19 protein-coding genes and 1 pseudogene are annotated in these 17,683 nt (G+C 69.5%); 7 read left to right on the forward strand and 13 right to left on the reverse strand.

Annotation, left to right across the window (positions count from 1 at the left end):
* Nucleotides 1–185: 185 nt before the first annotated feature.
* Complete coding sequence (locus tag ABIC51_RS18395) at nucleotides 186–1,577, reverse strand: RtcB family protein (protein WP_027789472.1); 1,392 nt, start codon at nucleotides 1,575–1,577, stop codon at nucleotides 186–188.
* 132 nt (nucleotides 1,578–1,709) lie between these two features.
* Entirely contained in the window at nucleotides 1,710–2,693 is a 984-nt protein-coding gene (locus ABIC51_RS18400) for an NAD-dependent epimerase/dehydratase family protein (RefSeq protein WP_175897613.1), read from the reverse strand.
* Nucleotides 2,694–2,791: 98 nt separating this feature from the next.
* Here ABIC51_RS18400 and ABIC51_RS18405 point away from each other — a divergent pair, with 98 nt between their 5' ends.
* Nucleotides 2,792–3,694, forward strand: coding sequence for a LysR family transcriptional regulator (locus ABIC51_RS18405; RefSeq protein ID WP_175897614.1), 903 nt, complete (start codon nucleotides 2,792–2,794; stop codon nucleotides 3,692–3,694).
* A 127-nt stretch (nucleotides 3,695–3,821) separates the two neighbouring features.
* Here ABIC51_RS18405 and ABIC51_RS18410 read toward each other — a convergent pair whose 3' ends face one another.
* Nucleotides 3,822–4,142, reverse strand: coding sequence for a DUF7660 family protein (locus ABIC51_RS18410; RefSeq protein ID WP_034195962.1), 321 nt, complete (start codon nucleotides 4,140–4,142; stop codon nucleotides 3,822–3,824).
* 65 nt (nucleotides 4,143–4,207) lie between these two features.
* Entirely contained in the window at nucleotides 4,208–5,080 is an 873-nt protein-coding gene (locus ABIC51_RS18415; RefSeq protein WP_027789476.1) for a LysR family transcriptional regulator, read from the reverse strand.
* 170 nt (nucleotides 5,081–5,250) lie between these two features.
* On the opposite strand from ABIC51_RS18415, the gene ABIC51_RS18420 reads away from it, so the two are divergent.
* Nucleotides 5,251–6,711 carry an MFS transporter gene (locus tag ABIC51_RS18420; RefSeq protein WP_226127994.1) on the forward strand — a complete coding sequence of 487 codons (1,461 nt, stop codon included), beginning with the start codon at nucleotides 5,251–5,253 and terminating at the stop codon, nucleotides 6,709–6,711.
* A 78-nt stretch (nucleotides 6,712–6,789) separates the two neighbouring features.
* On the opposite strand, the gene ABIC51_RS18425 is transcribed toward ABIC51_RS18420, so the two are convergent.
* Both ABIC51_RS18425 and ABIC51_RS18430 read right to left on the reverse strand, forming a co-directional pair.
* On the reverse strand, nucleotides 6,790–6,981 hold the full coding sequence (locus tag ABIC51_RS18425) for an oxidoreductase-like domain-containing protein (RefSeq protein ID WP_091919022.1): 192 nt from the start codon (nucleotides 6,979–6,981) through the stop codon (nucleotides 6,790–6,792).
* Nucleotides 6,982–7,063: 82 nt separating this feature from the next.
* Nucleotides 7,064–7,501, reverse strand: a complete 438-nt coding sequence (locus ABIC51_RS18430) for a hypothetical protein (RefSeq protein ID WP_226127996.1) — start codon at nucleotides 7,499–7,501, stop codon at nucleotides 7,064–7,066.
* 160 nt (nucleotides 7,502–7,661) lie between these two features.
* On the opposite strand from ABIC51_RS18430, the gene ABIC51_RS18435 reads away from it, so the two are divergent.
* On the forward strand, nucleotides 7,662–8,084 hold the full coding sequence (locus tag ABIC51_RS18435) for a RidA family protein (RefSeq protein WP_027789479.1): 423 nt from the start codon (nucleotides 7,662–7,664) through the stop codon (nucleotides 8,082–8,084).
* Nucleotides 8,085–8,156: 72 nt separating this feature from the next.
* On the opposite strand, the gene creD is transcribed toward ABIC51_RS18435, so the two are convergent.
* The 5 genes and pseudogenes from creD to ABIC51_RS18460 form a co-directional block, all read right to left on the reverse strand.
* A complete protein-coding gene (gene creD / locus ABIC51_RS18440) occupies nucleotides 8,157–9,554 on the reverse strand; it encodes a cell envelope integrity protein CreD (RefSeq protein WP_060086303.1) in 1,398 nt (465 codons plus the stop codon).
* A 114-nt stretch (nucleotides 9,555–9,668) separates the two neighbouring features.
* A complete protein-coding gene (gene creC / locus ABIC51_RS18445; RefSeq protein WP_146255071.1) occupies nucleotides 9,669–11,120 on the reverse strand; it encodes a two-component system sensor histidine kinase CreC in 1,452 nt (483 codons plus the stop codon).
* Between the two features lie 15 nt (nucleotides 11,121–11,135).
* On the reverse strand, nucleotides 11,136–11,846 hold the full coding sequence (gene creB, locus ABIC51_RS18450) for a two-component system response regulator CreB (protein WP_027789482.1): 711 nt from the start codon (nucleotides 11,844–11,846) through the stop codon (nucleotides 11,136–11,138).
* 85 nt (nucleotides 11,847–11,931) lie between these two features.
* The gene (locus ABIC51_RS18455) at nucleotides 11,932–12,645 is read right to left on the reverse strand and encodes an SDR family NAD(P)-dependent oxidoreductase (protein ID WP_059698688.1); all 714 of its coding nucleotides are present in this window, start codon (nucleotides 12,643–12,645) and stop codon (nucleotides 11,932–11,934) included.
* Nucleotides 12,646–12,750: 105 nt separating this feature from the next.
* A pseudogene (locus tag ABIC51_RS18460) lies at nucleotides 12,751–13,089 on the reverse strand (sterol desaturase family protein); the annotation flags it as partial.
* 24 nt (nucleotides 13,090–13,113) lie between these two features.
* On the opposite strand from ABIC51_RS18460, the gene ABIC51_RS18465 reads away from it, so the two are divergent.
* The 3 genes from ABIC51_RS18465 (at nucleotide 13,114) to ABIC51_RS18475 (ending at nucleotide 14,933) form a co-directional block, all read left to right on the forward strand.
* Nucleotides 13,114–13,293 carry a hypothetical protein gene (locus ABIC51_RS18465; protein ID WP_124533262.1) on the forward strand — a complete coding sequence of 60 codons (180 nt, stop codon included), beginning with the start codon at nucleotides 13,114–13,116 and terminating at the stop codon, nucleotides 13,291–13,293.
* Nucleotides 13,294–13,465: 172 nt separating this feature from the next.
* Nucleotides 13,466–14,173 (forward strand): dihydrodipicolinate reductase, encoded by a 708-nt coding sequence (locus ABIC51_RS18470; RefSeq protein WP_175861265.1) that lies wholly within the window; start codon nucleotides 13,466–13,468, stop codon nucleotides 14,171–14,173.
* 277 nt (nucleotides 14,174–14,450) lie between these two features.
* The gene (locus tag ABIC51_RS18475) at nucleotides 14,451–14,933 is read left to right on the forward strand and encodes a cupin domain-containing protein (RefSeq protein ID WP_021158171.1); all 483 of its coding nucleotides are present in this window, start codon (nucleotides 14,451–14,453) and stop codon (nucleotides 14,931–14,933) included.
* A 103-nt stretch (nucleotides 14,934–15,036) separates the two neighbouring features.
* Here the strand turns inward: ABIC51_RS18475 and ABIC51_RS18480 are convergent, their stop codons facing one another.
* On the reverse strand, nucleotides 15,037–15,846 hold the full coding sequence (locus ABIC51_RS18480; protein WP_059698684.1) for an SDR family oxidoreductase: 810 nt from the start codon (nucleotides 15,844–15,846) through the stop codon (nucleotides 15,037–15,039).
* Nucleotides 15,843–16,676, reverse strand: coding sequence for a molybdenum cofactor biosynthesis F family protein (locus ABIC51_RS18485; protein WP_226128103.1), 834 nt, complete (start codon nucleotides 16,674–16,676; stop codon nucleotides 15,843–15,845). The genes ABIC51_RS18480 and ABIC51_RS18485 overlap by 4 nt, the downstream gene beginning before the upstream one ends.
* 170 nt (nucleotides 16,677–16,846) lie before the next feature.
* Here ABIC51_RS18485 and ABIC51_RS18490 point away from each other — a divergent pair, with 170 nt between their 5' ends.
* Entirely contained in the window at nucleotides 16,847–17,641 is a 795-nt protein-coding gene (locus tag ABIC51_RS18490; protein ID WP_175854395.1) for an AraC family transcriptional regulator, read from the forward strand.
* Nucleotides 17,642–17,683 lie beyond the last annotated feature (42 nt).

A 17,683-nucleotide genomic window follows, 5' to 3' on the forward strand; every position in this document is an offset into this window, starting at 1 on the left:
TTTATCGACGTTGCCGCCATGATGCTCACCGGACGCGCCCGGGTATGTGGAGAATTGTTGTCCCGCGGGTTCGTCGGTTCACCGGGACGCTTTCCCGTGCTCATACCCGGGCAAAACCCGCGGCCCGGAAAAGCGGACGACGTATCGCCGGCCCCGGCGCAAGCCGCGGGGGCGGCCGCCGCCCGTCATGCCTTGAACGTGACCCACGGCTTCAACCGGACCGCGCTGCGAATGAGGCCGGCCTGCTCCTGCGCGTCGATCACGGGCCCGATCGGCTTGTAGGCTTCCGGCGCTTCCTCGATGCGGCGCTCGTCGCGCAGCGTCACACAGCGCCACGTGCCCGGCGCCTGCTCCGCGCGCATCCGCCGCACCGCCTGCCGGCGCACGCTGCGGCCGGCGCCGTGGCTGCACGACCACAGCCAGTCCGGATGGCCGAGCCCGGTCGCGAGAAACGACGCATCGCCCATCGATCCGGGAATCAGCGCGAGATCGCCGTCGCGGGCAGGGGTCGCCCCCTTGCGATGGATGTTCATCCCGTTTTCGCGCAGCACGACGTTGTGCGGCACGTCGACCACGAGAGCCGAGCGGGTCTCGCCGGTGAGCTCCGCCAGTTCCTTGCGAACCATCTCGGCAAGCACGACGCGGTTGAGCCACGCATAACGCGCGGCGGTGCCCATCGCGACGAGATAGTCGCGCGCCAGCTCGCCGGAAAGGCCGTACAGGCCGCTTTCCGGATGCCTGACGCCCGCCGGCCATGCCGCGCGCGCCCGGTCCATCCAGCGTCGCCCGACGTAGAAGCCGACATCGCGCGAACCGCTGTGGATCATCACGACGACGTCGTCCTTCGCGAGTCCCGCCCGGTAGGCCGCATGCCGGTCGAACACGGCGTCGACCACCTGCAGTTCGACGAAATGATTGCCCGAGCCCGGGGTGCCGAGGCAAGGGTCGCGGAATACCTCGCGCGACCCGACGTGCGCGTCGGGCGCGTATTTCGCGCTGCCGTCGAACCGGTCGAGGCCGATGCACGACGACAGTTCGTCGATGAGCCGGTCGCGGTCGACGTGCGCCCAGAGCCCCTGCGGCGCGACACGATCGACGAATGCCGCCGGGCCCGCGTCGAACAGCGCGCGGAAGGCATCGCTGCCGACCGGCACGTCGCGCCGGTCCGCGAGAATCGCGCGCGTCAGCCGCTCGACGAGCGCCGTCTCGAACGGCGCGAGCGCCGAGCGCTTGAGGCCCGTGGTGACGAGACGCATCCCGCAGTTGATATCGGTGCCGATCGCGGCGGGAATCACGAACGCGTCGTCGGTCGCGACGATCGAGCCGACGGGCGCGACCCCGCCCGGATGAAAGTCCGGCGTCGCGCAGGCCTTGCATACGCGCTGATGGCCATCCGGCGAACGGACGGCCGCGAACGCGAGCAACTGCTGGACGGCCTTCTCCTCGAGCGGGAGCGAAGCGGGCAACAGGACGGACGCCTGCGCCAGTTCATTGCGCAGGTGATAGATGCCGGCGTGATGGTCGACACGGATGCCTTGCCGTTGCAAGGCCTTTTTTAAGCGAGGAAAGGTAGACATCGCTGCTGAAAATGAAAAAGGTACGACGCGACCTCCGGCATTCCGGCGGTCGTGGGTACCTTCCTGCAGCAGCGTCGAGGAAGGGAGCGCGGATCATAGCAGAACGCGATTGCGTTCGCGCCCCCCCGTTGCTCACTTGAGACACCCGAGCCCCGCCAGCGTCGCCTCGATCGCGGTATCGAGCGGCGTGACCGGCTCGCGGCCGAGCACCGCGGTCACCCGCGTGTTGTCCAGCCGGATCGGCTCGCGCCACAGGTAGCGCATCTCGAGCAATTCGCGCAGCGTCGTGACGAACGGCGCCGCGACCCACACGAACCACCACGGGAACTTGCGCATCGTCGGACGCAGCCCGTGCCGCTGCGCGACGCGGCGCACGGCCTCCGCCATCTGCGTGCCGTCCGCGTCCCAGTGCCCGCCGAGGTGAAAGCGCGCGAACGGTTCGAGCGTGTCGCGCCGCTCGATCAGCTCGACCATCGTGCGCGCGGCATCCGGTACATACGACCACTGATGCCCGACGCCGTCCCGCCCCGGCACGCTGATGGCCGCAACCGGCTGCCCGGCCTTGACGAGCCCCGCTGCAAACCAGCTGTTGCCGGTGAGCTTCGGCCCGAAGAAATCGCCTGCTCGCACGATGATCGTGCGAACGCCATGCGCGGCCGCACCCTGCAGCCGGCGCTCCAGCTCGACGCGGATCGCGCCCTTGCGCGTCGACGGGTGCTGCGGCGCATCTTCGTGCAGCACCGGAAACGCGTCGGCGCCGTAGTTGTACACCGTGCCCGGCAGCACGACGGTAGCCTGCTCCGCCCGCGCCGCCGCGATCGTGTTGTCGATCATCGGCAGCACCTGCCCGGCCCAGTTCCGGTAGCCGGGCGGATTCACCGCGTGCACGATCACGCTGCACCCGCGCGCGGCCCGGACGACCGCGTCTCGGTCCATCGCGTCGCCGCGCATCCATGCGATGCCGTCGCGCTCCACGGCCTCGGCGTCGAGCCCGCGCTTCAGCGCGCGCACCTGCCAGCCCGCATCGCGCAGCTGCCGCGCGACTTCCCCGCCAATCCCGCCGCTTGCACCGAGCACGAGTGCCTGCCGTTGCGTCCCGCCTGCGTGGTTCGTCATTGCCGCTCTCCTTGAATGAACCGTCATGACACGCATTCTGGCGCGCCGGAGGCTATCAAGGAATTGCCGAACCCAATGGATCGGCTATACATTTATGCATGACCACCGATCTGAACTGGGAACGCTACCGCACCTTCCTGGCCGTGCTGACGGAAGGCTCGCTGTCCGGCGCGGCGCGGGCGCTCGGCATCACGCAGCCGACGGCCGGCCGCCACGTCGCGGCACTCGAAGCCGCGTTCGGCCAGACGCTGTTCACGCGCTCGCCGTCGGGCCTGCTGCCGACCGAGGCGGCGCTCGCGCTGCGCGGACATGCGGAGGCGCTGCGCAGCGCGGCCGCCGCGTTCGAGCGGGCGGCCGCGAGCCACGGCGCCGGCGTGCGCGGCATCGTGCGGATCTCGGCCAGCGACGTGATCGCCGTCGAAGTGCTCCCGCCGGTTCTCGCGCAATTGCGGCGCAACCATCCGGGGCTCGTCATCGAGCTGGTGCCGACCGACCGCATCCAGGACGTGCTCAAGCGCGAGGCCGACATCGCGGTCCGGATGGCGCCGCCCGCGCAGGAGGCGCTCGTGGCGCGGCGCATCGGCGAAATCGATGTCGCGCTGCATGCGCGCGACGACTACCTGGCGCGCAACGGGGCGCCCGCGACGATCGACGAACTCGCGCATCACGCGCTGATCGGCTTCGACACGGTCACGCCGTTCGTCCGCTCGGCGGGCCGCGGCATGCCGATGTGGAAGCGCGACGCGTTCTCGCTGCGCACCGACAGCAACCTGGCGCAGCTCGCGATGATCCGCGCCGGCTACGGGATCGGCTTCTGCCAGACCGGGCTCGCGAAACGCGACGCGCGGCTCGTGCGCGTGCTGCCGGACGGGCCCGCGATGCAGCTGGAAACCTGGGTCGTGATGCACGAGGACCTGCGCACGAGCCCGCGCTGCCGCGCGGTGTTCGATGCGCTGGCCGACGGGCTGCGTGCGTACGTGAACGGCGAACCGGCCGAATAGGCGATTGGACGGCTGGACGGCTGGGCGGCTGGGCGGCTGGGCGGCTGGGCGGTTGAGCGGTTGAGCGGTTGAGCGGTTGAGCGATTCGCAGCAGCGAACGTGAAGCGAACGAATCGCCCGACCGGCGCTATTCGTAGCTTTTCCCGGCGAACAGGATATCCGCCATGCGCCGCCACGGATTGTCGGGCACGTCGTAGTAGCGCAGCCCTTCCTCCGATGCCTCGGCCCAGTCGACCATCGCATCCAGGTACTCGCCGATCGAGTGGTTCTCCCAGCCGAGCGCGGCGCGCGCATACGGTGACGCAGGCAGGTCGGCCTCGAGCTGCCGCTCCTTGTTCCAGTCGTGGCCGAGCACGCGCAGGAAGTGGATCAGCGAGCGTTCGTCGACCACGCGCTCCAGCGCATCCTGCAGCTTCGCGGCCATCTGGCGTTGCAGTTCGTCGTTCATTTTTTTCTCCTGGCGCGCCTCTCAGGTACGCGCCGCCGCGCATCGCGCGGCCCGGTTCCACGGTTCTACATCAGCAATTGCCGCGACAGCACCTCGCGCGCCTGCGTGACGGTTTCGCGTTCGCCCGGCATCGGCGGCGTCAGCGAAAACACCGCGTCAGGCAGCGGCGGCAGACGGTATTTCGCGCCGAGCCGCATCATGCCCTCGCCGATCGCCGACGCGCACAGACAGCCCACACCGAGCCCCGCCGCCAGCATCGACTGCAGCCCCGCGACCCCCGACGCGCTGTGCACGAGCCGGTACGGCGTATGCCGCTCGTCGAGCGCGCGCACCGCGACCTGATGCATCATGCAGTCGTCCGGCAGCAGCACGAGCGGCAACGGCTCGGGCAGTTGCTCGGCGAGCGCGGGCGACGCGACCCACGACAGCGGCTCACGCCGCAGCACCCAACGCGTATCGGCCGACGCCGGCCGGAACGGCCCGCTCGACAGGTTCATCACCACGCCGAGATCGACCTGCCCCCGCGCATGCGCCGCCTCGATGTCCGCGCTCTTCATCGCGCTGACGTGCAGGCTCAGTTGCGGGTAGCACTCCCGCAGCCGGGCCAGCAGGCCCGCGACTTCGTTCGTCCGGTAGTAATCGGTGATCGCGACGCGCAGCTCGCCCTTGATCGCCTGCCCGCGCACTTCGTCGAACGCGGCCTCGTTCAGCGCGACGATGCGCCGCGCGTGCTGCAGCAGCCGCGAGCCGGCCGGGGTCGGCTCGACGCCGCGCTTGCTGCGCACGAACAGCGGCACGCCGGCACGCGATTCGAGCTTGCGCACCTGCTCGCTGACCGTCGACTGCGACAGGTGCAGCAGCGGCGCGGCGGCCGTCAGGCTGCCGGCATCCGCGACCGCCGCGAAAGTACGCAACTGATCCAGGTCGAAACCGCGCATCGCCCTTCTCCATCCATCGAATAACCCGATGGATGCTACCACCAATTCCCGCTTTTCCGATTCATTGCCACCACCCAGAATGGGGGTCAATCGCCCGCCCCCGGCCGAACCGGCGCCCCCGGCACCGCGTCCGGCCTGGATACGGCCCTCGTTCCTTCGGACTGGTTTCCATGACCCACGACACCCTTGCCCCCTGCGGCCCGGCCGGCACGGCAGCCGCGGCGACACCGCGCAGCCACCACGGCTGGGCGCTGGTGGTCCTGCTGGTTGGCGCGATTTTGCCGCCGCTCGACTACTTCATTGTGAATCTGGCGCTACCGGCCATCCGCGACGGCATCGGCGCGCGCCCGGCCGAGCTGCAGCTCGTCGTGTCGGCGTACGCATGCGCGAACGCCGTCGTGCAAATCACCGGCGGCCGGCTCGGCGACCTGTACGGCCGCAAGCGCATGTTCATGATCGGGATGGCCGGCTTCGTCGTCGCGTCGACGCTGTGCGGGCTCGCCGGCAGCGGCGCGGTGCTGGTCGGCGGCCGCGTGCTGCAGGGCCTGTTCGCCGCGATCCTCGCGCCGCAGGTGCTCGCGACGATCCGCAGCGTGTTCAGCCCGCAGGAGCAGGTGCGCGTGATGGGCTTCTACGGTTTCGTGTTCGGCCTCGCGGCCGTGATCGGCCAGCTCGGCGGCGGTGCGCTGATCAGCCTGCATCCGTTCGGGCTCGGCTGGCGCGCGATCTTCCTCGTCAATCTGCCGATCGGCATCCTGGCGCTGGTCGGCAGCTGGCGCTTCATCCCGGAAAGCCGGCCGCCGCGCGGCCAGCGCATCGACGTGCCCGGCATGGCCCTGCTGTCGCTGTTCCTGCTGATGCTCGTCTACCCGCTCACGCACGGGCGCGAGGCCGGCTGGCCGCTGTGGATGGTCGCGTGCCTCGTCGGCGCGCTGCCGATGCTCGGCGCGCTGCTGGCGGTCGAGGCGCGCCGTCTCGCGGGCGGCCACGATCCGCTGCTCGACGTGCGCCTGTTCCGGAACCCGGTCGTCGCACTCGGGCTCGTGCTGGCGTTCCTGTTCTATACGCTGAGCGCGTTCTTCCTGAGCTACGGGATCTATCTGCAGGGCTGCCTGAACTGGTCGCCGCTCGCATCGGGGCTCGCGATCCTGCCGCTCGGGCTCGGCTTCCTGTCGAGCCCGCTGCTGATGCCGCAGCTCGTCGGCCGGTTCGGCGGCTATCGCGTGCTCACGCTCGGTTTCGCGATGCTCGCGGCCGGCGTCGCGACGGCCGCCGCGCTCGCCGGTGCGGCCGCGCCAGGCCCCGGCTTCTACGTGGGGATCGCGGCGATCGGTGTCGGACAGGGCCTCGTGCTGCCGTCGGTCGTGCGGATCGTGCTCGCGGAAGTCGATACCGCCCGCGCGGGCGTGGCATCCGGCATGGTCACCGCGATGCTGCAGATCGGCGCGGCCGTCGGCGCGGCGACGCTCGGCGGCGTGTTCTTCGCCCGGCTCGGCACGCATCCGGCCGCGCTCGATTATGTGCAGGGCTTCAGAACGTCGATGTTCGCGCTGACGGCCGTGCTGCTCGCGTGCATCGCGCTGTCGGCCATGCTCGGGCCGCTGCATCGGCGGCTGCATGCGGGCGCGTGACGCGGGATCGGCGCCCACTGCCGGCGCGGCTCGAGACGCGCGGCAAATGCGCACCGCTCGCCGGCATCGGGCTTGTCGTCATGGCTTGTGCTGCGCGTGCCGCGCTTCCCACTCCGCCAGTTCGACGCGATAGCGCGCCAGTGCTTCGTCGTACAGGTCGAAAACGCACGGCGAACAACCGCTGTTGCAGCAGTCTTCCAGTTCGGGTTGTACGGGCGGGGTCGGACGCGGATCGTCGATGGACGGATCGGTGGGGGCAGGCGTGGGCACGGCGACAATCGAATGGCGGAAAAGCTCGAGTATAAGTGGATGCCGCCCGGCCTGTCGGCGGTGACACCCGGCACGCGCCACGTCACATCCCGAGGATCGTCACCTGGTCGTGGCGAAGCCGAACATCGCGCGTCCACGCGTCGACTTCCGCGATCACGCCGGCCAGCGCGGCGCAGCTTGCGTCGAGACGCGCGACGAAAGCCTGCCGCGATCCGCTGAAAATGAAACCGAGCCGGTCGAGCGCGTCGGTGCGCTGCGCGGCGTTGCCGAGCCTCCTGCCCGTGTCGGCCAGTTCGGCGACGATCGCAAGCCAGTCGGCCATGCCGACGGCGTTGAACGTGTAATGGTCGTAGTCGGGGATCTGCCGCGCGATTGCCGCCTCGAGCAGCCCGAACACTTCCTCGTCGAAGAACAGCGACCCGGCATTCCAGCAGGTGCGCGCATACGGCCCGCCCATGAGTTCGACGTACGCGGTGCCGTCGAGCGCCGCACGATCCTTGATGACGCGGATATCGTTCATGTGTGTCGTCGTGATCGCGGAACAACGCCCCATGCGTCGCCGCGCGTTCATCCATAATGGCGCGATTGTCGACGAAGCGGGCGGTGCTGTCGACGGCGCGCCTCCGTTGCGCGGCCGCTCGCCGCAAGCCGTGCAGCCGCCGCCTCACAGGAGCCGCGTGATGGCCGAAGCAGTGAATCCGCCGGAAGTCTGGGCGCCGTTCGGCGCGTTCTCGATGGCCGTGATCGAGGGCGACGGCCGGATCGTGCATCTGAAGGGGCAAGTGGCGCTCGACCGCGACGGCCAGGTGGTCGGCCACGGCGACATGCGCATGCAGCTACGGCAGACGCTCGACAACATTCGCGCCGTGCTCGCCGCGATGGGCGGGCAGATGCAGGACGTGATTTCGCTCGTCCACTACGCGACCGACATCGATGCCTTCATGCAGGCCGGCGACATCCGCAACACGTATTTCGCCGCGCCCTATCCGGTGACGACGACCGTCCAGGTCGAACGTCTCTACCATCCCGACCTGCTGATCGAGATCACCGCCGTCGCCGAAATTCCGCTCGCGCGTTTTCGCCGGCCCGCACCACGCGCGTGAAGCGCGGCTGTCCCGCGCCGGATGACGCGCCGGCCATCGCATTGCCGACCGGCGCGCTCGCCACCCGCGTGCCTACTTCGCCTGCGCGCCCGGCTTCACGGCGCCCGCGGCCGCCTTGTCGGCCAGCGGTTGCCACGCGGCGCCGAGCGAATACCAGTCGACGCGGCGCGTGAGCGTCATGATGCCGGCGAGGATCGCGAACAGCAGCAGCGAACCGAGCATCAGCGCGTTGTCTTCCGACAGCAGCAGCCCGTAGAGCGCCGCGTACAGCACCGCGAGCAGCGCCGAGAACACCGCGCCGCGCTTCACGCTGTGCAGCACGAACGACAGGTAGAAGCCGAGCAGCCCGATGCATGCGCCGCTCGCCGCGAGATACGCATACGCGAACGCGATGTGTTCGGAGAGGCTCAGCAGCAGCAGGAAGAACAACGCGAGCGACAGGCCGACCAGCGTGTACTGGATCGGGTGAATGCGCAGCCGCTTCACGAGCTCGTACATGAAGAAGCTCGCGAACGTGAGCATCACGAACAGCGCGCCGTACTTCGTTGCGCGTTCGGCCTGCAGATAGACGTTCACGGGTTCGATCATCGACACCGACGCCGTTTCGATCGCGCTGTCCCCGTTGCCGGTCGCGATCTGCTCGCGCGCCTTCGTGTTGAACGACGTCACGCGCCAGTTGCCGGTGAAGCCGCGCGCATCGACCGTGCGGTTGTTCGGCAGGAACGCGCCGTCGAAACTCGGGTGCGGCCACGTCGACTTCAGCGAGAAATCGTTCTGGTCGCCCACCGGCGCGAACGCGACGGACTCCGCGCCCCGCAGCGGCAGGTCGATGCTGAACGGCACAACTGCCCCCGCCCCCGCGCCTGCTTCAGCCAGCGCCGCGAGATCGACGTTCGCGTGCACACCCTGGCGCAGGCTGTCCAACCGCGTGCCCTGCTCCACGTCGAAACGCGCGCCGCCGATGCGCAGGTCGGGTTGCGCGGTCAGCCCGCGAATGTCGCCGATGCCGATCGCGACATAGGCGTTGTCGACCTTGAAGCTCACGTGGCCGTCCGCCTGCGGCAGCTTCTTCAGGTCCGGCAACGCCAGCGTGCCGGTCAGCCGGCTCGTCAGTTCGTACACCAGCGCCTTGTGGATACCTCGATAGCGGACGCTGGTCGTCAGCGTGCCGTCGACGTTCAGCGTCTTCGGAAACACGAGCAGGCGCTTCGTCTCGCTTCTCAGGCTCGTCTTCGTCGCGCCGCCGGCGGGCGTCTCGTCGCGCACGCGCGTGACTTCCGTGTAAGGCACGACGAGCACCGGCCCCGACACCGTCTGCGGCCCCGCATAGCTCGACCAGATGCTCTGCAGCGCATCCATGCGATACGCGGAGCGTTCGTGCACGATGCTTTGCACCATCTGCAGCGGGATCAGGATCAGCAGCGCAAGCAACGCGGTGATCGCGAATTTGAACAACAGGACTCGATTCATGGCCGACAGGTACCGGAGTAAAAGGTACCGCCAGCATGCGCCGGCCCGGTGAAGGGCGATTGAAGCCGGTGTGAAGCGAATGTGGGCCGAATGTGGGGCGAACGTGAAGCGCGGTCAGGCCGACGACGGCAGCGTGAGCGTCGCGCACGCGCCGCCTTCGTCGCGGTTCGCGAGCGCGACCTGGCCGCGGTGCAGCATCGCGACCTCGCGGACGAAACACAGCCCGAGGCCCGTGCTGCGATCTTGCCCGTCGGGGCGCGGCAGCGAATAGAAGCGCTCGAACACGCGCGCCAGTGCGTAGTCGGGCACACCGGGGCCGTCATCGGCGACGCGCACGATCGCGACGTGCGCCCTGCCCGCCGGCTGCCGTTCGAGCGCGATGCGGATCGTGCTGCCCCGCGGCGCGAAATCCAGCGCGTTGTCGAGCAGGTTGCCGAGCGCCTGGCGCAGCAGGAACGGATCGCCTTCGACGACCGCCGGGTCGGCCGCGTCGTTCGCGTCGATCGCCAGGTTCACGCCGCGCTGCCGCGCGCGCGGCTCGATATCGTCGACGAGCTGTTCGAGCACCGGCCGCAGCGCGACCGGTTCGCGCACCGACAGCCGCTGCTTCTGTTCGACTTCGGCGAGCGCGAGCAGCTTGCGGATCATCTGTTCGAGGCGGCCGGCCTGGCGGCGGATGTTCTCGGTGAAGCGCCGGCGGTTCGCAACCGGCATGTCTTCCTGCAACAGTTCGGCTGCACCGCTGATCGCCGCCAGCGGGCTTTTCATCTCGTGCGTGAGCGTGTGGATGTAGGTCTCGACGTACTGCCGGTCCTCGAGCCGCTGATGCATGCTTTCCACCGCGCGCCCGAGCTCGGCCAGCTCGCTCGCGCCCTGCAGCGGCATGTCGGCCCGCTCGCCCGCCGCAATCGCGCGCGCATAGCGCTGCAGGCGACGCAGCCCGACCACCAGCCACCAGGTGCACGCGGCGCCGATCAGGATCGCGCCGCCCATCAGCAGCGCGCCGTACAGCATGATCTTGCGCTGGCTGCGCGCGATGAACGGCGCGACCGTCTGGTTCGGCTTCGCGATCGTCAGCACGCCGATGATCTCGTTGCCGCGCCGGATCGGTGCCGCCACGTGCATCACGGTGCTGCTGTCGTCGTTCGGATCGCTGCGCGTGCTGCGCGCGCCGTATTCGCCGCGCAGCGTCCGGTAGACGTCGTTCCAGCGCGAATAGTCCTGCCCGAGCGCGCGGCCGGTCGAGTCGTAGCGCACGATGCCGTGCGCGTCGGTGATGTAGAGGCGGTAGCCGATCACGTTCTTCTGCACGCCCCACACGTTCGCGCTGACCGGGCGTTCGTGAAGTTGCGCGAGCTGCCGCGCGAAAGCGCCGTCGGCGATATGGCCGCTGGCCATGTCGTCGGCGGCCAGCGTCGCGAACACTTGCGCGGTATCGACGAGGGTGTCCTCCATCGCCTCGCGCACGCCGGGCTTCACCTCCTGCACGAACACGCGCAGCGTGATCAGCGCGGCCAGCCCGACGATCAGGAAAAAGCCGAAGAAGATGCGCAGGCCGATATGCATGGGCGGTGCCGGTCGTTACGGTTGCAGCGAATAACCCATCCCGCGATGGGTGCGGATCGGGTCGCGCTCGGGGTCGATCGCGCGCAGCTTGGCGCGCAGCGTCTTGATGTGCGTGTCGACCGTGCGGTCGGCCGAATCGAAGGCCTCGTGCCACACGAGATCCATCAGCTGCTCGCGCGAATAGATGCGCCCGGGATGCCGGACCAGCAGCGCCAGCAGCCCGAATTCGTAGCGCGTGAGATCCAGTGCGTGGCCGAGCCACGACACGCGCGCGCCATCGGTATCGACCGTGAAGCCCGGCGCGGTCGTCGCGGCGGGTGCCGGCGCGGGCGCGGGTATCGATTCGGGGGCGGCCGCCCGGTGGAAACGCCGCAGGATCACGCGCACCCGGGCCGCCAGCTCGCGTGGCGAAAACGGCTTGACCACGTAATCGTCGGCACCGATCTCGAGCCCGACGATCCGGTCGATTTCGTCGTGCCGCGCCGTGAGGAAGATCACCGGCACGTCGGAGAACGTGCGCAGCCGCCGGCATACCTCGAAGCCGCTGAGGTCCGGCAGGCCGACGTCGAGCACGACGAGGTCGAAGCGCGCATCGCGCAGGCGGTCGAGCGCCGCCTGCCCGAGGGTGCAGTGGACGGTCTGCATGCCGTCGGTGCCGAGGGCGTAGACGATCGTGTCCGCGATCGCCACTTCATCTTCGACGATCAGGATATGGGGCTGATGCATGGTCTCGGGCTGGGCTCGCGTGTGTCCGGTGCGCCATTGTACGCACGGCCGGCCGCCGCGCGAGCCCGAGCCCGTGCCCGCCGGACTACGCGACGCGGCCGGTCACCGGGATCGACGCGCCGGTGATCGCCTGCGCGTCGGCCGACAGCAGGAACCCGATCGTCGCCGCGATCTGTTCCGGCCGCACCCAGCGCGTGAAATCCGCGTCCGGCATGTCCGCGCGGTTCGGCGGCGTATCGATGATGCTCGGCAGGATCGCGTTCACCGTCACGCCACGGTCGAGCAGTTCGGCCGCCAGCGCCTCGGTGAGCCGCGCGACGCCGGCCTTCGCGGCCGCATAGGCGCCCATTCCCGCGCCGGCCTTGAACGCCGCGCCCGCGCCGATGTTGACGATGCGCCCGGCCGGGCTCGCCAGCAGGTGCGGCAGCGCGGCCTTCGATGCGTTCAGCGCGGTCTTCACGTTCAGTTCGTACATGCGGTCCCACGTCGCGGCGTCGCCGTCGGCGATCGTCTGCCACACGAACGCGCCCGCGATGTTCAGCAGCGCGTCGACCCGGCCGAATTCGCGCTGCACGGTATCGAGCGCCCGCGCGGCGGCCTGCGGATCGACCAGATCGATGCCGCCGATGCGCAGCGCGTCGGCCGGCACGCCGGGCAGTGCCTCTGCCGCCGGGGCCGCGCCGCGGCCGATCAGCGCGACGCGTGCGCCGCGCGCGCCGAGCCACGCGGCCGTCGCGATGCCCAGATGGCCGAATCCGCCGGTGATCGCGACTGCCTTGCCTTTGAAATCGTGTTCCATCGATGTTTTCTCCTGGATCGAGGGTTGCTTGATGATGCGTATTGCATGGGTCATGCCGGCCGCGGCACGCATGCGCGGCCGGCAATTCGACACAGCGTAGCGCGTTCACGCATCCGTGCGCACGGCGACGAGGCTGCGGCGGCGCAGTTCCTCCGTCGTTTCGCCCTGGTTGTCCGGGCGCCAGCCCGGCGGCAGCAGCACGAAGCGGATCGCCGTCCACACGTCGCGGGCCGTCGCGACGTCGCGGGCGAGGCTCGCCCAGTGTTCGAGTTCGACGACGAACGGATTGCGCGAACGGGTCGGCGTGACGAGGCCGAAACGGCACGGCTCGTCAACGCGCTCGGCGACATAGGTACCGAACAGCCGGTCGAACACGATCAGCACGCCGCCGTAGTTCGCATCCAGGTAGTCGAGGTTCGACGCATGGTGCACGCGATGAGCGGCTGCGCATCGACCGCGACTACCGCCATGACCGCCGCGCCGGCGGCCCGCACGCAGGCAGCGGTCGGCGCCGGCCTGCATGGCGTGTCGGAAGCGAAGCACGACACGGTGGCGTCCGATACGGATCGACTCGCGCGCTCGATCGCGAAACAGCTCGCCACGCAGAATGCGGCGAACGCGTGGCTGCCGACGGTGTCGGCGAGCTGACGCACCGCACGCCGCGTGCGCGGCCTGCGCGGCCCGGCGGGCGCGCACGCAGACGGCCGGGCATAATGCGCGAGGCCGCTGCTGCGGCACGCGCCGCGACCGTGCCGGGCCACCCGACGGCCGGCGCCATTTCCCACCCTGAACGAATTCCGAACCTCAACCCGTCAATGCCATGCAAGTACTCGTCGTAGGAACCGGCAAGCTGGCCAGCGAACTGCTCGGCGCGCACCGGCTCGACCCCGCAACCTGTCGCGTGATCGCGTGGTCGGACAGCACGCACAACGATGCGCAGCGTAGCGACGCCCGGCATGTCGACGCCCGCTCGATCGTCGTGCATGCCGGTTCCGGCCGCGAACTCCCTGACGTCATCGCGTTCTGCGAGGCCACCGCGTCGCCGCTCGTCGAGCTGTCCACCGGCTCCGTGCTCGAAACCGGCGCGTACGCTTTCCCGGTCGTGCTGTGTCCGAACACGAACATCCTGATGCTCAAGTTCATGAGCATGCTGGAAACCAGCGGTCACCTGTTTCACGACTGCCGGATCAGCCTGACGGAGTCGCACCAGGCCGGCAAGACGTCCGTCCCGGGCACGGCCGTCGGGATCGGCCAGTCGCTCTGCGTGCCGCCGGAAGACATCCGCTCCGTGCGCGACCCGGACGTGCAGCGCAGCGAATTCGCCGTCGCCGACGATCAGCTCGGCCGCCACGCGATTCACCGGATACGCATCGACGACGGTGCGTGCAGCCTGCAGTTCGAATCGCGCGTGGTGGGCGATACGCCCTACGCGGATGGCGTATCGCGCATCGTCGATGCCGTCCGGCAGCACGATCTCGAGCACCGCCGCTATTCGATCGTCGAGTTCATCCGCGACGGCTGGCTATAGTCGCGGCGGTACGCGGCGGGAGGCATGCGCGCGTCTCGCACGTCATTTCCACAATGCAAACAGGTTCGTCGCAAAATACCGTGGATGTCGCCGATCGCTTCGCCGGCGACATCCGGGCCACACATCCCGCCGCCCGGCAGCCGCGACGCGCAACCGTCGTTTCGCATCGGCCGGCAAGTTATCGGCGGAGGTCCATTCGCCGAGATGAAGCGCAAACCGCTGCCGACGCCGGCGCGTGAATCGCCGCAGTCGACATCCCCCGAAAGGAGAGCACCCAATGACCCGCCCCGATTTCATCAAGCACTGGACCGAGCTCGAAGAACCGGAAGCGCATTGCTATCGCGGCGACACCGAGCCGATGGCGCTGGACGCACCGCTTTCCGCCGAACTCGGCATCACCCGTATCGGCATTCATCACGTGAGGCTCCTGCCGGGTCGGCGGACGTCATATCCGCATGCCGAAAGCACCGAGCAGGAGTTTGTGTACGTGCTCGAGGGCAAGCCCGATGTCTGGATCGACGGCGTGCTACACCCCGTTGCCGAAGGTGATTCCGTCGCGTTTCCGGCGGGCACCGGCATCTGTCACACCTTCATCAACAACACGAAGGACGAGGTCAGGCTGATGGTGATCGGCGAACGCCCGCGCGACGACAACCGCATCCGCTACCCGAAGAACGAGGCGTACGAGCTTACCCGCGCGGACCGCTGGGTGGACTGGCCCGCCAGGCCGCTCGGGGACCATGACGGCATGCCGGACTGACGCTCGCGAAGATGCCCCCGACGGAACATGCCGAGCCTGCTGCGTGAACGCGCGGCAGGCCGCCGGAGCCGCCCCGTTGCGCGGCGCGTTACCCGGCCAGCCGTCACTCGCCGCCCAGCACCGCTCCGCTCTCGGGCAAAGTCGCACCACCATCGACGACGATCGTCTGCCCCGTGATGTACGCGGCATCGGCCGACGCGAGAAACAGCATCGCGTTCGCGACATCTTCCGGCTCGCCCATCCGCGCAAGCGGAATGTCGCGCGCGATCTGCGCGGCAACCGACGCATCGCCAAGATTGCCTGCCGCCGGCGTGCGGATCATTCCCGGTTCGACACCATTCACCGTCACGTTGTGGCGTGCGAGCTCCAGCGCCGCCGCGCGAATGAAGCCGTTCACGCCGGCCTTCGACGCCGCGTAATGCGCGAGCCCCGGATACACGACGCGCGGCCCCGTCACCGACGACGTGACGAGCAGCCGCCCCGCCCCCGCGCGCCCGAAGGCCGGCAACGCGGCCTGTGCGAGCCAGAACAGCGCCGACAGGTTGACCGACAGCGTCCGGTCGAGCGTCGGCTCGTCGATCTGCGTGAACGGCGTCAGCGGAAAATACGCGGCATTGTGGACGACGACATCGAGCCGGCCGCCATCGCGCTCGACTGCCGCGACCAGCGCACCCAGTTGGTCGCGGCTGGCCGCATCCACCCGATAGGCGCGCGCCTCGCCGCCCGTGCTCGCGAGCGCGTCGGCCTGCGCGGCGGCGGCCTCGCCGTTCAGGTCGGCGAGCGCGACGAATGCGTCGGACTCCGCGAAACGGCGCGCGATCGCCGCGCCGATCCCCTGCGCGGCGCCCGTGACGAGCACGACGCGCCCGCTGAAATCCGCCCGCAGGCGGCCGCTGCCGGGCACGGCGTTCATCGCTGCGCCCCGCCGTCGAGCGGATGCACGGTGTCGTTCAGCACCTGCGCATGCGCGCCGATCGGGAAGTTCGACAGCGTGCCGAAATCGCCGCCCTGGTAGCCGAAGATCTTGCCGTCTGTCTTGCGCTGCGCGAGGTCGATCAGCACGACGCCGAGCGTCGGCACCACCTTTTCGCGCCACACGAACAGATACAGCTCCTCTGCAATCCTGAAGTAATGGCAGCGGTCGACATCGGCCAGCCCGCCTTCGACACCCTTCAGGCACTGCCACGCGTAGAAGTTCTCGTTCAGGTAGATGTGCTCGTAGCATTCGGTCGGGCTGTAGCGGTACATCGTCCGCTTGCCGATCAGCTCGCGCGTGGGCCCGTGCAGCGGCCCCGGCTGCGTATGGCCGCCGAGCGTGCCGTGCCGGAAACCGGCCTCGACGCCCGTCAGCGGCAGCCCGCGCGCAACCCGCGTGAATGCATCGATACGCGTGTCGGCTTCGGTCGGCAGCGTGCCGACAACCGACGTCCATACACCGTTGTCGAGATCGATCACGAGACTGACCGACGTCGCGCGGGCGGCCGAATCGATGTAGTCGACGAAGTACAGCCCGTTGCGCAACCGCGTCACGCGGCACGGCTCTCGGCCGCCCGTGTCGGTCGCCGCGTCGCGCCACTGCAGCGCGCCCGGCTCGAACATATAGACCCGCCATGCCCCCGACGCGTCGCCGAGCGTCAGCGTATGCCCGGCGAGCGCATCGGAGGATGCGAGGATGTTCGCTTCCGGCGCGAAGCCGTCCGCGAGCGCGCCAACCTGAATGAATACCGGATCCTGTCGTTCCACCTGCCGTCTCCCGCGCAGCTTCAGGCCCGGCGGGCCGTGTACGCTGCTCATGTGCACATGGTGCGGGCTGCGCGCGATGCGCGGTATCGGCCAAAAGGATGAAGGGCGCGCGGCGCCGGAACGCGCTAAAGTGCACGAAATCCGCGCCGCGACCGGCGCGAGGAGCGCACATGCACCGCGTCACCCACTACCGACGGACCGGCGAAGGCATCGAGGCAATCAGCCTCGAATCCGACCGCGCGTTTCCGCGCCACGCGCACGACGAATTCGGGGTCGGCGTGATCGTCAGCGGCGCGCACCGGTCGTGGAGCGGCCGCGGGCAGGTCGACGCCCTGGCCGGCGACGCGATCATGGTCAACCCGGGCGAGATGCATGACGGTTCGCCGATCGAGGCCGGCACGGGCCGGCGCTGGCGGATGCTGTACCTCGCGCCCGCGCTGGTCGCGGGCGTCGCGGCGGAAGAAGGCCTCGGCGGCATCGAGCTGGCGCATCCGGCGGTGCGCGACGCGCGGCTCACGGCCGCCGTCGGCCGGCTCCATGCGCGCATCGTCGCGGGGGAATCCCGGCCGCTTGCCCGCGACGAGGCACTCGTGATGCTCGTCGCCGGGCTGCTCGCCCGGCACGCGAACCGCACGCTGCCGACGGCGGGCGTTGCACCGGCGATCCGCATCGCGCGGGAGCGGCTCGACGCGGCACCGGCCACCCCCGTTTCGCTCGCCGAGCTGGCCGGCCTGAGCGGCGTGAGCCGCTTCCAGCTGCTGCGCGGGTTTGCCCGCGAACTCGGCATCACACCGCACGCCTACCTGATCCAGTCGCGTGCGCGGCTGGCACGCGCGCTGCTCGCCAGCGGCCTGCCGATCGCCGATGCCGCGGCCGAAGCCGGCTTTGCCGATCAGAGCCACCTGACGCGTGCGTTCGCGCGCCAGTTCGGGATCACGCCGGGGAGGTTTACGCAGGCCGGTTGATGCCCTGCGTCCCCGCGCAACGCGATCGGTCGCAAGGCGATC

Source organism: Burkholderia sp. 572 (genome assembly GCF_040545135.1).
GTDB lineage: Bacteria > Pseudomonadota > Gammaproteobacteria > Burkholderiales > Burkholderiaceae > Burkholderia > Burkholderia cepacia.

Excerpts from the sequence above, each read along its gene's own strand:
- ABIC51_RS18395 (WP_027789472.1), bottom strand. The coding sequence starts at position 1,577 with ATGTCTACCTTTCCTCGCTTAAAAAAGGCCTTGCAACGGCAAGGCATC.
- ABIC51_RS18400 (WP_175897613.1), bottom strand. The coding sequence starts at position 2,693 with ATGACGAACCACGCAGGCGGGACGCAACGGCAGGCACTCGTGCTCGGT.
- ABIC51_RS18405 (WP_175897614.1), top strand. The coding sequence starts at position 2,792 with ATGACCACCGATCTGAACTGGGAACGCTACCGCACCTTCCTGGCCGTG.
- ABIC51_RS18410 (WP_034195962.1), bottom strand. The coding sequence starts at position 4,142 with ATGAACGACGAACTGCAACGCCAGATGGCCGCGAAGCTGCAGGATGCG.
- ABIC51_RS18415 (WP_027789476.1), bottom strand. The coding sequence starts at position 5,080 with ATGCGCGGTTTCGACCTGGATCAGTTGCGTACTTTCGCGGCGGTCGCG.
- ABIC51_RS18420 (WP_226127994.1), top strand. The coding sequence starts at position 5,251 with ATGACCCACGACACCCTTGCCCCCTGCGGCCCGGCCGGCACGGCAGCC.
- ABIC51_RS18430 (WP_226127996.1), bottom strand. The coding sequence starts at position 7,501 with ATGAACGATATCCGCGTCATCAAGGATCGTGCGGCGCTCGACGGCACC.
- ABIC51_RS18435 (WP_027789479.1), top strand. The coding sequence starts at position 7,662 with ATGGCCGAAGCAGTGAATCCGCCGGAAGTCTGGGCGCCGTTCGGCGCG.
- creD (WP_060086303.1), bottom strand. The coding sequence starts at position 9,554 with ATGAATCGAGTCCTGTTGTTCAAATTCGCGATCACCGCGTTGCTTGCG.
- creC (WP_146255071.1), bottom strand. The coding sequence starts at position 11,120 with ATGCATATCGGCCTGCGCATCTTCTTCGGCTTTTTCCTGATCGTCGGG.
- creB (WP_027789482.1), bottom strand. The coding sequence starts at position 11,846 with ATGCATCAGCCCCATATCCTGATCGTCGAAGATGAAGTGGCGATCGCG.
- ABIC51_RS18455 (WP_059698688.1), bottom strand. The coding sequence starts at position 12,645 with ATGGAACACGATTTCAAAGGCAAGGCAGTCGCGATCACCGGCGGATTC.
- ABIC51_RS18465 (WP_124533262.1), top strand. The coding sequence starts at position 13,114 with ATGACCGCCGCGCCGGCGGCCCGCACGCAGGCAGCGGTCGGCGCCGGC.
- ABIC51_RS18470 (WP_175861265.1), top strand. The coding sequence starts at position 13,466 with ATGCAAGTACTCGTCGTAGGAACCGGCAAGCTGGCCAGCGAACTGCTC.
- ABIC51_RS18475 (WP_021158171.1), top strand. The coding sequence starts at position 14,451 with ATGACCCGCCCCGATTTCATCAAGCACTGGACCGAGCTCGAAGAACCG.
- ABIC51_RS18480 (WP_059698684.1), bottom strand. The coding sequence starts at position 15,846 with ATGAACGCCGTGCCCGGCAGCGGCCGCCTGCGGGCGGATTTCAGCGGG.
- ABIC51_RS18490 (WP_175854395.1), top strand. The coding sequence starts at position 16,847 with ATGCACCGCGTCACCCACTACCGACGGACCGGCGAAGGCATCGAGGCA.